We start from the raw sequence: 13,734 nt of genomic DNA on the forward strand, positions 1-13,734 counted from the left end.
ATCAGTCTCGGGTCTGGGTATCGAAGCGATGGGTCAGTCGGAACACGTCGACGTGGCAGACGTCGACGCAGCGGGCGCAGCCGGTGCACACCCCGGTGTCGATCACCGGGCCGGCGCCGCCCTTGCCCTTGAGCGGGGCGGGCAGGATCTGCGGCTCGGGGCAGATGGCGTAGCAGTCGCCGCAGTCGTCGCAGCGGCTGCGGTGGGTGGCGGCCACGCGCAGCAGCGGCTTGTGGCCGATCAGGGCCCAGGCCGCGCCGGCCGGGCACACATGGCCGCACCAGCCGCGCGGGGCCACCAGCAGGTCGAAGAGGAAGACGGCGGCCAGTGCGCCCCAGGCCAGGCTGCCGCCGAAGATGAGGGCCCGCTGGGCCAGCGTCACCGGGTTGACGGCCTCCCACACCGGCTGGCCGACGACGGCCGCGGCCAGCAGCACGGCGCCCAGCAGCCACAGCCGCAAGGTGCGCGAGGGCGCCCGCCCGCCGGACAGGTGCAGCCGGCGCCGCAGCCAGGCGGCGGCGTCGGTGACGACGTTGACCGGGCAGACCCAGGCGCAGTACATGCGCCCGGCCAGCAGGCCGTAGAAGGCCAGCACGATGGCCGCGCCGGTCAGCGTGGCCAGCACCGGCGCGTGGCCGGCGGCCCAGGACTGGGCCAGCACCAGCGGATCGGTCAGCGGCAGCACGCCCAGCGTCAGGCTGCTGGCCAGATTGCCCTTGACGATCCACAGCCCGGCCCAGGGCCCCAGCAGGAACAGCAGGAAGACGCCGGCCTGGCAGGCCCGGCGCAGCAGCAGGAAGCGCCGGGCGCGCCACAGGCCGCGGGGCGGGCGGTCGGCCGGTGCCGTGGTCGTAGTCGTGGTCGGGGGCACCGGCGGGGTCGGCGGGGTCGTCAGGCTCGGCGGCGTCATGGCGTGCGGCCTCCGCCCGCATCCGGATAGGCCGGCCGGCCGTCGCGCAACGGGCCCAGGTCGCTGCCGTCGGCCGGCAGGCGCTGCACCGGGCGCTGGAAGTCCGGCCGGGCGGCCGGGTCCGGTGCCGTGGCGGCGCCCGGCAGCGGCTGTGCACCGGCGCCGGCCACCGCGGGCGGCAGGCCCTGGCCCGGCGCCCGGTAGTGGCTGGCCGCCTCGCCCTGGGCCAGCGGCCGGGGCAGCACCTTGATCGCCGGGCGTGGCAGCACGCAGCCCTGCTCACAGGCGCCGCAGCCGGTGCAGGCGTCGGCATGCACCGTGGGCAGCAGCATCGCGTGGCGGTCGCTGCGCGGGTTGCTGACCTTCTCCAGCGTGATCGCGCGATCGATCACCGGGCAGACCCGGTAGCAGACATCGCAGCGCAGGCCGAGGAAGTTCAGACAGCTCTCGTGGTCGATCAGCACCGCCAGGCCCATGCGGGCGTCCTCGATGCGGCGCAGCGCCGGATCGAGCGCCCCGCTGGGGCAGGCGCGCACGCACGGGATGTCCTCGCACATCGCGCACGGGATGTCGCGGGCGACGAAGTAGGGCGTGCCGATGGCCACCGTGCGGCCGTCGCCGGTGCCGGTCGACAGGCGCAGGTTCTGCGGCGGGCAGTCGCGCACGCACAGCCCGCAGCGCACGCAGGCAGCCAGGAAGTCCGCCTCGTCGAGCGCGCCCGGCGGGCGCAGCGCCTGGGCCGTGCGCGCGGCTGAGCCCGGCGCGACCAGGGCCGCACCGCCGGCCAGCAGGCAGGCGGTGGCGGCACCGGAGGCACCTTGCAGCAGCGCGCGTCGGTTCAGGGACATGGGACGGCTCGGCGGTGGCGGTGGCGACGTCAGGCGGCGGGGGTCGGGCGCAGCGGCGGCACGGGCCTCAGGCGCGCAGCACCTTGACGGCGCACTTCTTGTAGTCCGTCTCCTTGCTGATCGGGCAGGTCGCGTCCAGCGTCAGCTTGTTGACCAGGCGGCTCTCGTCGAAGAAGGGCACGAAGACCAGGCCGCGCGGCACCTTGTTGCGGCCCTTGGTCTCGACCTGGCACTGGATCTCGCCGCGGCGCGAGGCCACCTTGACCTTCATGCCCCGCTGCAGGCCGCGGTCACGGGCGTCATCGGGGTGCATGAACAGCAGGGCCTCGGGCACCGCGCGGTGCAGTTCGGGCACGCGGCGCGTCATGCTGCCGGTGTGCCAGTGCTCCAGCACGCGGCCGGTGCACAGCCACAGGTCGAAGTCCTTGTCCGGGCTCTCGGCCGGCGGCTGGTAGGGCAGCGCGAAGACCACCGCCTTGCCGTCCTTGTGGCCGTAGAACTTCACCCCCTCGCCCTTCTTGACGTAGGGGTCGTAGCCCTCGCGGAAGCGCCACAGCGTCTCCTTGCCGTCGACCACCGGCCAGCGCAGGCCGCGCACCTCGTGGTAGGTGTCGAACGGCGCCAGGTCATGGCCGTGGCCGCGGCCGAACTCGGCGTACTCCTCGAACAGGCCCTTCTGCACGTAGAAGCCGAAGGCGGTCGACTCGGCGTTGGCATAACCCTTGATGTACTTGCCGTTGACCTTGGCGACGTCGGCCAGCGGGAACTTGTCGACCTTGCCGTTGCGGTAGAGCACCTCATGGAGCGTCTTGCCCTTGAGCGCCGGGGCCTTGGCCAGCAGCTCGGCCGGCCACACCTCCTCGATCTTGAAGCGGCGCGCGAACTCCATGAACTGCCACAGATCGCTGCGGGCCTCGCCCTGGGCCGTGACCTGCTGGCGCCAGACCTGGGTGCGGCGCTCGGCATTGCCGAAGGCGCCTTCCTTCTCCACCCACATCGCGCTCGGCAGGATCAGGTCGGCCGCCATCGCGCTGGCGTTCGGGTAGACGTCGGAGACGACGACGAAGGCCTTGGGGTTGCGCCAGCCGGGCAGCAGCTCACCATTGATGTTGGGCCCGGCCTGCATGTTGTTGTTGGTGGTGTTCCAGTAGCAGCGCAGCTTGCCGTCCTTGAGCGCGCGCGCCATGGCCACCGCGTGCAGGCCGGGCTTGTCGGGGATGGTGCCTTCGGGCAGGCGCCAGATCTCCTCGGCATGGTGGCGGTGCTCGGGGTTGGTGACCACCATGTCGGCGGGCAGGCGGTGGGCGAAGGTGCCCACCTCGCGCGCGGTGCCGCAGGCGCTCGGCTGGCCGGTCAGGCTGAACGGGCTGTTGCCGGGCTGGCTGATCTTGCCGGTCAGCAGGTGGATGTTGTAGACGAGGTTGTTGGCCCAGGTGCCGCGGGTGTGCTGGTTGAAGCCCATCGTCCACAGGCTCATCACCTTGACCTTGGGGTCGGCATACAGCCGGGCCAGATCCTCCAGCTGCTTGACCGGCACGCCGGACAGCGCGCTGACCTTCTCGGCGGTGTACTCGCTGACGAACTTCGCGTATTCGTCGAAGCTGATCGGCTTGCTGTCGTTCGGATTGCCCTTGGGCTTGCCGTCGGCGCCGGGATAACCGTTGGCCTTGGCGTCCTTCTCCAGTGCGTGCACCGGGCGCAGGCCGTAGCCGATGTCGGTCACGCCTTCCTTGAAGTTCACGTGCTGCTGCACGAAGGCCTTGTCGACCTTGCCCGACTTGATGATGTGGTGGGCGATGTAGTTGAGGATCGCCAGATCGGTCTGCGGCTTGAAGACGATGGGCAGATCGGCCAGATCGAAGCTGCGGTGCTCGTAGGTCGACAGCACGGCCACCTTGGTCTCGGGGTGGCTCAGGCGGCGGTCGGTGATGCGGCTCCACAGGATGGGGTGCATCTCGGCCATGTTCGAGCCCCACAGCACGAAGGCGTCGGCCTGCTCGATGTCGTCGTAGCAGCCCATCGGCTCGTCGATGCCGAAGGTGCGCATGAAGCCGGTCACCGCGCTGGCCATGCAGTGGCGGGCGTTCGGATCGAGGTTGTTCGAGCGGAAGCCGGCCTTCCACAGCTTGACGGCGGCATAACCCTCCCACACCGTCCACTGGCCGGAGCCGAACATGGCCACGCTGCCGGGGCCGTCCTCCTTCAGCGCCGTCTTCCACTTGGCGGCCATGATGTCGAAGGCCTCGTTCCAGCTCACCGGGGTGAACTCGCCTTCCTTGTCGTAGACGCCGTTCTTCTTGCGCAGCAGCGGCGTGGTCAGACGGTCCTGGCCGTACATGATCTTGGACAGGAAGTAGCCCTTGATGCAGTTCAGGCCGCGGTTGACGGGCGCCTCGGGGTCGCCCTGGGTGGCCACCACGCGGCCGTCCTGCACGCCGACGACCACCGAGCAGCCGGTGCCGCAGAAACGGCACGGGGCCTTGTCCCAGCGCACGCCGGGGCTGCCGGCGGCCGGGGGCGAGGCGTTGCCGGCGGCCTCGACGACGATGGGGATGCCGGCGGCCGCGGCAGCGGCGGTGGCCGCCTGGGTCTTCAGAAAATCACGGCGGCTGGCGGTCAGGTCGACGGTCATGCGCAGGGCTCCGGGTCAGCAACGGGTTCAGCGGGAAAAGGGGGCGGGCCGCAGGCGGATCGCCAGTGCCCGATGCTCGGCGCGGGCTCGGGGCCGCGCCATGAACTGGGTCAAGATTCGGTCGACGGGGTGTCGTGCAGGCCGTGGATGGCGTGGGCAGAGGGCTCGGCCGCTGCGGCGGGCCGGTCCAGCCGGTCCAGGTCGGTGCGCCAGTCGGCCCGGGCATGGCCTTCGGGTGCCGGGTGATCGGCGCCGGAGTACTCGTAGACCAGCGTGGTGCTCAGCAGCTCGGGCCAGCGGGCGATCTCGCCGAGCAGCGCGGCGGCGCTGCCGGCCGCGCTGTCTTCCAGCACCAGCACCAGACGGCCGTCGCCGGGGTCGGCCGTGATCTCCAGGCCGGCGCAGGTCGCCAGGCGGGTGCGCAGGGTGGGCAGATGGGCCGGCAGGGTCTTGGCCACGACGCCGAGGATGCTCATGTTCAGGGCTTGTCAGAAGAGGTTTCGGGGGCGGCTTCGGTGGCCTCGCGCTGACGCGCGGCCTGTTCGACCTGCTCGATCTGCGCGATCTGCTGCACGGCCCAGGCATGCATCGGATGCTCGGCGGCCGTGGTCTGCCGCAGCTGCTGCCAGGTGCGCAGGGCCGCCTCGGCATCGCCGGATTGCCACTGCAGCGTGGCCCGCAGGCCGAGGGCGCGCGGCTGGCGCGGGTCGATGGCCAGGGCGCGGTCGATCAGCGCCGCGGGTTCGCCCTGCAGGGCGCCGGCCTGGGCGCTGGCCAGGGCGTCGGCGTACTCGGCCAGCAGGGCCGGGTCATCGGGCCGGCGGCGCAGGGCCTGGGCCCAGGCGGTGCGGGCCTCGTCATGGCGGCCCAGCACGGCTTGTGAGCGGCCCAGCATCGCCCAGTCCTCGGCCCGGCTGTCGGCCGCCGGTGTGGTGGCCAGGCGCTGGGCCAGTTGCTCGACCATGCGGGCGCGGGCGTCCTCCACCGGCACGCCGTGCCAGGCGGCGGGCTGGCCGGTCAGTGCGTAGCCGGCGGCGGCCAGCAGCAGCACGAAGGCGGCGCGGGGCCACGGGCGGGCCGTGCCGGACGCGGCGGTCATCAGGTTCATGTCGTGACCTCGTTGTCGTTGTCGTTGACGGCGGTGTCGAAGGCGGCGTCGGGTGCGGCGGCGCGCTGGCGCAGCGTGCGCCGCAGCAGCCACAGGCCGCCGGCCAGCAGCAGCGCCGGTCCGGCCCACAGCAGGGCGGTGGCCGCGCGCAGTGGCGGGCGGTAGCGCACGAAGTCGCCATAACGGTCGACCAGATGGGCGACCACCTCGTCATCGCTGCGGCCGGCGGCCAGCTGGCGCCGCAGCTCGGCCTTCATGTCGAGGGCCAGGGGCGCGTGGGAATCGGCCAGGCTCTGGTTCTGGCAGACCACGCAGCGCAGTTGCTGGGCCAGCGCATGCAGCCGGGCGTCGAGGCGCAGCGCCTGCTCCGGCGCCGGTGTGGCCTCGGCCGCGGCCGCAGCCGCGAAGCCCGGCGCGGCTGTCGCCACGGGGCCGGCCGCCGCAGCGGCGGTCACGCCATGGGACGACGCCGCGGCTGCGAGCACCGCCAGCACCAGCAGCGAGGACGGGCGCGTGGCGCGCGACCGGCGGGGCTGGCGGGTCTGCACGAGCTGGTGCGGGCTCATCGCGCCGCCTCCATGCGGGCTTCGAGCTCGGTGCGCGCCGCGGCGTCCAGCGGCCCGGCATGGCGCCAGGTGATGCGGCCCCGGGCATCGACGACGAAGGTCTCCGGCACGCCGTAGACGCCCAGCTCCATCGCGGCGCGGCCGTCGCTGTCCTGGCCGATGGCGGTGTAGGGGTCGCCCAGGCGGGTGAGGAAGGCGCGGGCCTGGGCCGGGGCGTCCTTGTAGGCGATGCCGGCCAGCGTCCAGCGCGGATGCTGACGGGCCAGCGCCATCAGCACCGGCTGCTCCTCGCGGCACGGCGCGCACCAGGAGGCCCAGACGTGCAGCACGTAGGGGCCGTGCAGGCCGCCGGGCCGCAGGTCCAGGCCGCTGCGACCGTCGTGCAGGGACGGCAGGGCCAGCGCCGGCACCGGGCGGCCGATCAGGGCCGAGGGCAGGGCCCGCGGGTCCTGGCGCAGGCCGGCGGCCAGCAGCAGGGCCACGCCGGCCAGCAGGCCGAGCGGCAGCAGCAGGCGACGCCAGGCCGCAGCCGGCGGGCGGGCTGCTGCTGTGGCGGCGGAGGCTGCTGCGCTGGCGCCGGTGAACGCGGACACGGACGCGGCGGGCGTCGCGGCAGGGGTCGGGGTGTTCATGTCGCGAGTCCGGAGCGGTTGATGGGCCGTGCGGCCGAGGGGTGGCCCGGGCGGGGATCGTCGGCCGTCTCGCCGTGGGTGTCCCCGACGGTGGCGAGCGTCGCCCGTGCGTCCTGTGCGTCCTGTGCAGCCGCCGCGGGCGCCCGGTGCAGCCGTCGCGCACTGGCGCCGATCAGCCCGCCGGCGGCCATCAGCAGGCAGCCGGTCCAGATCGCGCTGACCCAGGGCTTGAGCGCGGCGCGCAGCACCCAGGCCGGCCGGCCGTCCGGGCCCTCGACCCGCTCGCCGAGCGCCAGGTAGAGATCGCCGTCCCAGCGGCGCTGGATGGCGGCCTCGGTCATCGGCATCTCGCTGCTGGCGTAGCGGCGCTTCTCGGGCTGCAGCGTGGCCACCAGGCGATCGCCCTGCCACAGCTGCACGCTGGCACGCAGGGCTTCGTGGTTCTCGCGCGGGGTCTGCTGCAGGCCGCTCAGACGCAGCGTCAGGCCGCCGAAGGGCACGCGGTCGCCGACGCTCAGCAGCAGATCCCGCTCGTGCAGGCCGGTGGCCGCCTGGCTGACGCCGAGGACGAACACCGCCAGACCCAGATGGGCCGTCAGCATCGCCACCACCGGGCGCGGCAGCGTCCGCCAGCGGCGCTGGCCCGGCAGCGGCCGCAGGCGGGCCAGCGCATCCAGCAGCGTGCCGGCCGCCACCCACCAGGCCAGCAGCAGGCCGGGCAGGGCCGCCCAGCGCAGATGGCCCAGCCACAGCGCCTGGGCGAGCGCGGCCACGGCGGCCAGCAGCAGCGGCAGGCGCAGCGCGCGCAGCAGATCGGCCGGTGCATGGTGGCCCCAGCGCAGGCCGGCGCCGGGCGCGGCCAGCAGCACGGCCGGCAGCAGCAGCGGCACCACCGCGGTCTCGAAGTACGGTGCGCCCACCGAGATGCGCGGGCCGCCGAGCGCGTCCAGCACCATCGGATAGAGCGTGCCCAGCAGCACCGCGGCACCGGCGGCCAGCAGCACGACGTTGTTCAGCAGGATGCCGGTCTCGCGGCTGCACAGGGCGAAGCGTGCGCCCAGGCCCAGCCGGGCGGCCCGGGTGCCGTACAGCGCCAGCGCGCTGCCGACCACCAGCACCATCAGCCCCAGCAGCCAGAGCCCGCGCGCCGGATCCGTGGCGAACGCATGGACCGAGCTGACCACGCCCGAGCGCACCAGGAAGGTCCCCAGCAGCGCCAGCGCGCAGCAGGCGATGGCCAGCAGCAGCGCCCAGGCCCGCAGCGCGCCGCGCTGGTCGACGACGGCCAGCGTGTGCAGCAGCGCGGTGGCGGCCAGCCAGGGCATCAGCGAGGCGTTCTCCACCGGGTCCCAGAACCACCAGCCGCCCCAGCCCAGTTCGTGATAGGCCCACCAGCTGCCGAGCGCGATGCCCAGCGTCAGCGCGCTCCAGGCCAGCAGCGTCCACGGCCGCGCAGCCCGGGCCCAGCGGCCCCAGGCCTGACGGGTGCGGGCCGGATCGCCCTGCAGGTCCTCGTCGAGCAGGGCGGCGATGGCGAAGGCGAAGGCCACCACCAGACCGACGTAACCGAGGTACAGCAGCGGCGGGTGCAGCACCATGCCCGGATCCTGCAGCATGGGGTTCAGGTCCTGCCCCTCGTCGGGCGCGGGCATCAGGCGGCGGAAGGGGTTGGAGGTCAGCAGCAGGAACAGCAGCAGCAGCGCCGTCATCGCGCCCAGCGTGCCCAGCACCCGGGCCTGCAGCCGCGGCGTGCCGCAGCGGCCCGCACCGGTCAGCAGCGCGGCCCAGCCGGCCAGCAGCGTGATCCACAGCAGCAGCGAGCCTTCGTGGCCGCCCCACACCGCCGCCAGGCGGTAGGCCAGCGGCAGCGTGCTGTGCGCATGCTGGGCCACGTAGGCGACGGAGAAGTCGGCCCTGGCGAAGGCCAGCGTCAGCAGCAGGTAGCCGCTGGCCACGAGGGCGGCCAGCCGGCGGGCCAGGACGCGGCTGCGCGCGGCCGCCGCGGCGTCGTGGCCGGCGGCCAGCCCGTCGCGGGCCAGCAGCAGCGCCAGGCCCACGGCCAGCCACAGGGTGAGGTGTCCGAGCTCGACGCTCATCGGGCGGCTCCGGTCGGGGTCGTCAGGGCCGTGGGCCGGGGCGCCGGGCCGGCCGGCGTGTGCAGCGCGGCCGCGGCCTCGGGCGGCATGTAGTTCTCGTCGTGCTTGGCCAGCAGTTCACGGGCCTCGAAGCGGCCGGCCTGCCAGCGGCCCTGGGCCACCGCGCCCTTGCCTTCCTTGAACAGGTCGGGCAGTGCGCCGCGGTAGACCACCGGCACGGCCTGCACGCCGTCATGGATGCGGAACTGCACGTCCAGGCCCTGGCGGCGCAGGCTGCCGTCCTCGACCAGCCCGCCCAGGCGGAAGCTGCGGCCCTGCGGTACCTGCTGCTGCATCACCTGGGTGGGCGTGTAGAAGAACACCAGGTTGCTGCGGAAGGCGTCGAGCACCAGCGCGGTGATCGCGCCGACCAGCAGCACGCTACCCACCAGCCAGGCCAGACGCCGGTGACGCGGTTTCATCGGTCGTCCTCCGTGCTGTTCCAGGTGCTGTCGGGGGCGGCCAGCGCACGGCGGTGGCGCCGGCGCGCCAGCAGCGCGTCGAGCGTCAGTGCCAGCAGGCCGATGCCCCAGGCCGCCCACAGGAAGAGCGCGCGCCCGTCCAGGCGCCACAGGGTGTCGAGCGTCGCGTCCATCAGCAGGTCTCCATGCGGGCGCTGCGGCTCGCGGTGGCGGGCGTGGTCGTGGTCGTGGTCGTGGTCGTGGCCGGTTCAGGCCTGCGGGGCCGGCCGTGTGCCGGGGCGCGCAGGGCCTGGACCCAACGGGCATGGCCGTCGCGCTCCAGCAGCAGGGCGCGGCAGCGCATCAGCACCACGGCCAGCGCCGCCGCCCAGCAGGCCAGCGTGCACAGCGCGAGAGCGGCCAGCATGGTGGCGGCCATGCGCGGCGCGGCCTCCAGGCTGATGCTGGCGCCCTGGTGCAGCGTGTTCCACCAGCGCACGCTGAAATAGATCACCGGCACGTTGACGGCGCCCACCAGCGCCAGCAGTGCCCCGGCGGCATCGGCCCGTTCGGGCTGGTCATCGAGGGCCTGCACCAGCGCCATCCAGCCCAGGTAGAGGAACAGCAGCAGCAGTTCGGACGTCAGGCGCGCATCCCAGACCCACCAGGTGCCCCAGGTGGGCTGACCCCACAGCGCGCCGGTCCACAGCGCGACGGCGGTGTGGACGGCGCCGGTGGGCGCGATGGCGCGCGCCATCAGCGAGGCGGCACGGGCGCGCAGCGCCCAGCCCAGGCCGGCCCAGAAGGCCATCGACAGGTAGAGCAGCATCGACAGCCAGGCCGCCGGCACGTGCAGGAACAGGATGCGGTAGACCTCGCCCTGCACCGCATCGGGCGGTGCGATGACGAAGCCCAGCACCAGACCGGCCACGCCGCACAGCGCGGCCGTGGCCCACAGCCAGGGCTGCAGCTGGCCGGCCAGCTGATAGACCCGGCGGGGAGCGGCATAGTGGAACAGGCGCATGGTGGGGATCCGGTCGGAGGCGCGGGCGGCGGGCGTTTTCGGTGCGATGCAGTGCGGTGCGGCTTCAGGCCACCGCGATGCGCAGCGCGGCGGCGGTGGCCGGGGGCGCTGCCGCGCCGGTGGCCAGCAGCAGCGCGGCCAGCAGGGCCAGGTGGCCGCGTGGGGACAGCCCGGCCTCCCAGGCGCTGACCGCCCCGGCGCCGAAGATCAGCGCCGGCACCGCCAGCGGCAGCACCAGCAGCAGCGTCAGCAGGGCGCCCTGGCGCAGGCCCAGCGTCAGCGCCGCGCCGAGCGCGCCCAGCAGGCTGAGCACCGGCGTGCCCAGCGCCAGACCGGCGCACAGCACGCCGATGGCCGGCGCCTGCAGCCCGAACATCAGGCCCAGCAGCGGCGCGACCAGCAGCAGCGGCAGCCCCTGCGACAGCCAGTGGCCGGCCACCTTGGCCCAGGCCAGCGCGAGCGCCGGGCGCGGCGGCAGCAGCAGCTGCTCCAGCGTGCCGTCCTGCGCATCGGCGCCGAAGAGCTGGCCGAGCGGCAGCAGCGCGGCCAGCAGCGCGCCCACCCAGACCACGCCGGGGGCGATGCGCCGCAGCTGCTCGGGCTCGGGCCCGACGCCCAGCGGAAACAGCGCGGCCATCAGGATGAAGAACACCCAGGGCAGCATCAGCTCGCCCGGGCGGCGCCACAGCAGGCGCAGCTCACGCTGCAGCAGAAGGAGGGCCATGCGCATCGCCGAAGCCCCTCAGTTGGCCGTCCAGCTCAGGGTCCGGGCCGTGCGGCCCGGATCCTGGTGGCTGGTGTAGAGCACGGCGCCGCCGCGTGCCAGATGGCCGTCGATCAGCGTGTGCAGGCGCTGTACGCCGTCGTCGTCCAGCGCGTCGAAGGGTTCGTCCAGCAGCCAGACGGCGGGCGGTTGGTGGCCGTCGTCCAGCAGCAGCGTGGCCAGTGCGGCGCGGCGGCGCTGGCCCTGGCTGAGCGTGCGGCAGGCGCGCGCGCCCAGGCGTTCCAGGCCCAGCGCACGGCGTGCGGCGTCCAGGCGCGGCGCCAGGGCCTGGGCCGACGGGGCGCGCTGGCCGCTGCCCGCCGCGTGCAGACGGGCTTCCAGCGTCAGCGTCTCGTCCAGCGTCAGCTCGTCCTTCAGGCCGTGGGCATGGGACAGCCAGCGCAGCGCCGCGGTCCGCTGCACCTGGCCCCGTGCCGGTGCCCGCAGGCCGGCCAGCGTGCGCAGCAGCGTGGTCTTGCCGCAGCCGTTGGGCCCGCGCAGCCACAGCTGCTCGGCGGGCCGCAGCGCCAGATCCAGGCTGCGCCACAGCACGCGTCCCTGGCGCTCCAGGCGCAGGCCGCGGGCCAGCAGCAGCGGGGGCAGGGCGGTGTCGGTCATCGGGCGTGGGCGCAAGGGCGGGTGGGCGGCGGCGGGATCAGGCGCGTCCGGACATGCCGCGGCGCGACCTCCGGCCACCGGAGGTGGCGGTGGAGCAGGCGGATGGATCGGGGGAGACGGGCGCGCAGCGGTGGGCAGCGGGTGCACGGCCTGGCGCCGGTGCGGTGCCAGGGCCCGTGCACGCCGACGGGCACCCGGGTCGCGGTCGTGCCGCAGCCTGGCTGCCCCGCACCGGGTGCGGGATCAGTTCATGAGCCGGACCGTCCTTCGTCAGACGGGCCAGGGCCGTCATCGGCCGCTGCGCAGTGTCATCCGCGGGCGGCTCCGGCGACTTGAGCCGGATCAAGTCCGCAGCGCGCTGGTGCATCCGGCCTCGCGACGGTGCGCGGCCGCACCGCCGCGGCGCAGGCGGCCGGCGGTGCGGCGTTCCGTGCCCGGTGCTCCGTGCTCCGTGCTCAGTGCGACGTGCCTTCCTCCCGGGTGATCTTGTTCCACACGTTGTACTTGCCCACCGGCTTGCGCATCGGCAGGCGCTTGACCTCCTGCAGCGTGCGCGCGTCGTAGACGATCAGCGCACCGTCGTCCTCCCACACGCTGGCCAGCGCATGGCGGCCGTCGCGCGTGAACTCGATGTGGGCCAGCGTGCGGCCGGGCTCGCGCACGGTGGCCACCGGCTGCAGCGTGGCCTTGTCGATCACCGTCAGCGTGTCGCGCGCCGTCGGGCTCATCATCGAATCCGTCCAGGCGTAGGGGCTGGCGGCATGGCTGCGCATGAAGAAGCCCGGCCCCGGCGTCGGGATGGTGGCCACCGGCTTCCAGGTGGCCATGTCGATCACGTCCACCCCCTGACCCTTGAGGTTGGGGCTGGCCAGCACCGTCGTGCCCTTCCAGGCCCAGGTGATGCCCGAGCCCAGGTGCGGCATGCCGGCCAGCGGCAGATCGGCGATCTTGCGCCGGATGTCCAGGTTGACCACCTGCGCCGTGGCCGCGCCCGCCTCGGTCTTGGGTCGTGTGGCGCCGAGGGCGTGGCGGTAGGCGGGATCGAAGAAGAAGTCGTCCAGCGGCTCGTCCAGCAGCGTGCGGCGCACGCCCAGATGGCCGGGCGTGGCGATGGCCTCGCCGAGCGCGTGGTCGTGCACCAGGCCGTCGTGGATCGGTGCGGCCTGCGGGTCGTAGCTGATCTCCCAGAGCTCGGGAATGTCCTTCATCGCCACCACGAAGCTGCGGCGCGGCGCGGCGTCATACACGGCCGAGACGCGGCTGGCGGTGCGCCCGTCCCGCGTGGTGGCCGCCCAGCTGCGCTGCAGGTTCAGATCCGCGTCGAACAGCGCCAGCGTGCGCGGCAGGTAGTTGGCCGCCATCACGTGGCGTCCGTCACTGCTGACGGCGATGTTGCGCATGTTCAGGCCCGCGCGCACCTCGGCCACCACGCGCAGGTTCCACAGGTCGTACTTGGTGATCCAGCCATCGCGCGAGCCGAAGAACACGAAGCGGCCCTCGGGCGTGAACTTCGGTCCGCCGTGCAGCGCATAACGGCTGGGAAAGCGGGCGATGAGCTCGAAGCGGTCGCCGTCGACCAGCGAGACATGGTGGTCGCCGCCCTCGACCACGACGAACAGGTTCATCGGATCGGCCGACCACACCGGGCGCGAGGACAGCGCCGCGGTCGGGGCCGGCGCGGTGCGCGAGGCGCGGATGTCGGCCTCGTCCCAGCGCGGGGCCGGCTGCACGGGCTGGTGGATCCAGCGCACCAGGGCCGCGATCTCGTCGGCGGCCAGCTGCGCGCCGAAGGCCGGCATCTGCGTGGCCGTGCGCCCCTGTGCGATGGTGCGCTGCGCCTCGGTCGGACGCAGGCGCTCCAGGCTCTCCGGCAGCAGCGCGGGGCCCATGCCGCCGGTGCGCTGTGCGCCGTGGCAGGCCGCGCAGTGTTGCTGGTAGAGCGCGGCCGCGTCGGGCTCGGCCCGGGCGGCGGAGGGGGCCATCAGGCTGAGCGTCAGGCCCAGCGTCACGCCGAGTGTCGGGCCGGCTGTCGTCAGCCTGCACTTTCGACCGAGCAGCCACCCGGGCCGCTGCCTGAGCCACTGCCTGAAGCGCATG

At 73.9% G+C, this 13,734-nt stretch carries 14 protein-coding genes; all 14 read right to left on the reverse strand.

Annotated elements, in window-relative coordinates; all coding sequences use genetic code 11:
• Position 1: 1 nt before the first annotated feature.
• Complete coding sequence (gene napH, locus AACH11_RS21290; protein WP_341376288.1) at positions 2-910, reverse strand: quinol dehydrogenase ferredoxin subunit NapH; 909 nt, start codon at positions 908-910, stop codon at positions 2-4.
• Positions 907-1,758, reverse strand: a complete 852-nt coding sequence (gene napG, locus AACH11_RS21295) for a ferredoxin-type protein NapG (protein WP_341376289.1) — start codon at positions 1,756-1,758, stop codon at positions 907-909. Before napG ends, napH begins: the two co-directional genes overlap by 4 nt.
• Positions 1,759-1,825: 67 nt before the next feature.
• Entirely contained in the window at positions 1,826-4,378 is a 2,553-nt protein-coding gene (gene napA, locus AACH11_RS21300) for a nitrate reductase catalytic subunit NapA (RefSeq protein WP_341376326.1), read from the reverse strand.
• Positions 4,379-4,500: 122 nt separating this feature from the next.
• A complete protein-coding gene (locus AACH11_RS21305) occupies positions 4,501-4,866 on the reverse strand; it encodes a chaperone NapD (protein ID WP_341376290.1) in 366 nt (121 codons plus the stop codon).
• A gap of 2 nt (positions 4,867-4,868) precedes the next feature.
• Positions 4,869-5,498 (reverse strand): tetratricopeptide repeat protein, encoded by a 630-nt coding sequence (locus tag AACH11_RS21310; RefSeq protein ID WP_341376291.1) that lies wholly within the window; start codon positions 5,496-5,498, stop codon positions 4,869-4,871.
• Positions 5,495-6,064 carry a cytochrome c-type biogenesis protein gene (locus AACH11_RS21315; protein ID WP_341376292.1) on the reverse strand — a complete coding sequence of 190 codons (570 nt, stop codon included), beginning with the start codon at positions 6,062-6,064 and terminating at the stop codon, positions 5,495-5,497. Before AACH11_RS21315 ends, AACH11_RS21310 begins: the two co-directional genes overlap by 4 nt.
• Positions 6,061-6,696: a DsbE family thiol:disulfide interchange protein gene (locus tag AACH11_RS21320; protein WP_341376293.1), complete on the reverse strand. Its 636-nt coding sequence runs from the start codon at positions 6,694-6,696 to the stop codon at positions 6,061-6,063. The genes AACH11_RS21315 and AACH11_RS21320 overlap by 4 nt, the downstream gene beginning before the upstream one ends.
• Complete coding sequence (locus AACH11_RS21325) at positions 6,693-8,792, reverse strand: heme lyase CcmF/NrfE family subunit (RefSeq protein ID WP_341376294.1); 2,100 nt, start codon at positions 8,790-8,792, stop codon at positions 6,693-6,695. The genes AACH11_RS21320 and AACH11_RS21325 overlap by 4 nt, the downstream gene beginning before the upstream one ends.
• Complete coding sequence (gene ccmE / locus AACH11_RS21330; protein WP_341376295.1) at positions 8,789-9,253, reverse strand: cytochrome c maturation protein CcmE; 465 nt, start codon at positions 9,251-9,253, stop codon at positions 8,789-8,791. Before ccmE ends, AACH11_RS21325 begins: the two co-directional genes overlap by 4 nt.
• Positions 9,250-9,426, reverse strand: a complete 177-nt coding sequence (locus AACH11_RS21335; protein WP_341376296.1) for a hypothetical protein — start codon at positions 9,424-9,426, stop codon at positions 9,250-9,252. Before AACH11_RS21335 ends, ccmE begins: the two co-directional genes overlap by 4 nt.
• Complete coding sequence (gene ccmC, locus AACH11_RS21340) at positions 9,426-10,256, reverse strand: heme ABC transporter permease CcmC (protein ID WP_341376297.1); 831 nt, start codon at positions 10,254-10,256, stop codon at positions 9,426-9,428. Before ccmC ends, AACH11_RS21335 begins: the two co-directional genes overlap by 1 nt.
• A gap of 64 nt (positions 10,257-10,320) precedes the next feature.
• Positions 10,321-10,980, reverse strand: coding sequence for a heme exporter protein CcmB (gene ccmB / locus AACH11_RS21345; protein WP_341376298.1), 660 nt, complete (start codon positions 10,978-10,980; stop codon positions 10,321-10,323).
• Between the two features lie 18 nt (positions 10,981-10,998).
• Entirely contained in the window at positions 10,999-11,637 is a 639-nt protein-coding gene (gene ccmA / locus AACH11_RS21350; RefSeq protein WP_341376299.1) for a heme ABC exporter ATP-binding protein CcmA, read from the reverse strand.
• A 455-nt stretch (positions 11,638-12,092) separates the two neighbouring features.
• A complete protein-coding gene (locus AACH11_RS21355) occupies positions 12,093-13,619 on the reverse strand; it encodes a cytochrome D1 domain-containing protein (protein WP_341376327.1) in 1,527 nt (508 codons plus the stop codon).
• Between the last annotated feature and the right edge of the window lie 115 nt (positions 13,620-13,734).

Origin of the sequence: Pseudaquabacterium rugosum (assembly GCF_038066575.1) — a bacterium.
In the GTDB taxonomy this organism is placed as follows: Bacteria; Pseudomonadota; Gammaproteobacteria; order Burkholderiales; family Burkholderiaceae_C; genus Pseudaquabacterium; species Pseudaquabacterium rugosum.

What these genes read in the sequence shown, in the direction of transcription:
- napH (WP_341376288.1), bottom strand. Translation starts at nt 910, where the DNA reads ATGACGCCGCCGAGCCTGACGACCCCGCCGACCCCGCCGGTGCCCCCG.
- napG (WP_341376289.1), bottom strand. Translation starts at nt 1,758, where the DNA reads ATGTCCCTGAACCGACGCGCGCTGCTGCAAGGTGCCTCCGGTGCCGCC.
- AACH11_RS21305 (WP_341376290.1), bottom strand. Translation starts at nt 4,866, where the DNA reads ATGAGCATCCTCGGCGTCGTGGCCAAGACCCTGCCGGCCCATCTGCCC.
- AACH11_RS21310 (WP_341376291.1), bottom strand. Translation starts at nt 5,498, where the DNA reads ATGAACCTGATGACCGCCGCGTCCGGCACGGCCCGCCCGTGGCCCCGC.
- AACH11_RS21315 (WP_341376292.1), bottom strand. Translation starts at nt 6,064, where the DNA reads ATGAGCCCGCACCAGCTCGTGCAGACCCGCCAGCCCCGCCGGTCGCGC.
- AACH11_RS21320 (WP_341376293.1), bottom strand. Translation starts at nt 6,696, where the DNA reads ATGAACACCCCGACCCCTGCCGCGACGCCCGCCGCGTCCGTGTCCGCG.
- AACH11_RS21325 (WP_341376294.1), bottom strand. Translation starts at nt 8,792, where the DNA reads ATGAGCGTCGAGCTCGGACACCTCACCCTGTGGCTGGCCGTGGGCCTG.
- ccmE (WP_341376295.1), bottom strand. Translation starts at nt 9,253, where the DNA reads ATGAAACCGCGTCACCGGCGTCTGGCCTGGCTGGTGGGTAGCGTGCTG.
- AACH11_RS21335 (WP_341376296.1), bottom strand. Translation starts at nt 9,426, where the DNA reads ATGGACGCGACGCTCGACACCCTGTGGCGCCTGGACGGGCGCGCGCTC.
- ccmC (WP_341376297.1), bottom strand. Translation starts at nt 10,256, where the DNA reads ATGCGCCTGTTCCACTATGCCGCTCCCCGCCGGGTCTATCAGCTGGCC.
- ccmB (WP_341376298.1), bottom strand. Translation starts at nt 10,980, where the DNA reads ATGGCCCTCCTTCTGCTGCAGCGTGAGCTGCGCCTGCTGTGGCGCCGC.
- ccmA (WP_341376299.1), bottom strand. Translation starts at nt 11,637, where the DNA reads ATGACCGACACCGCCCTGCCCCCGCTGCTGCTGGCCCGCGGCCTGCGC.
- AACH11_RS21355 (WP_341376327.1), bottom strand. Translation starts at nt 13,619, where the DNA reads ATGGCCCCCTCCGCCGCCCGGGCCGAGCCCGACGCGGCCGCGCTCTAC.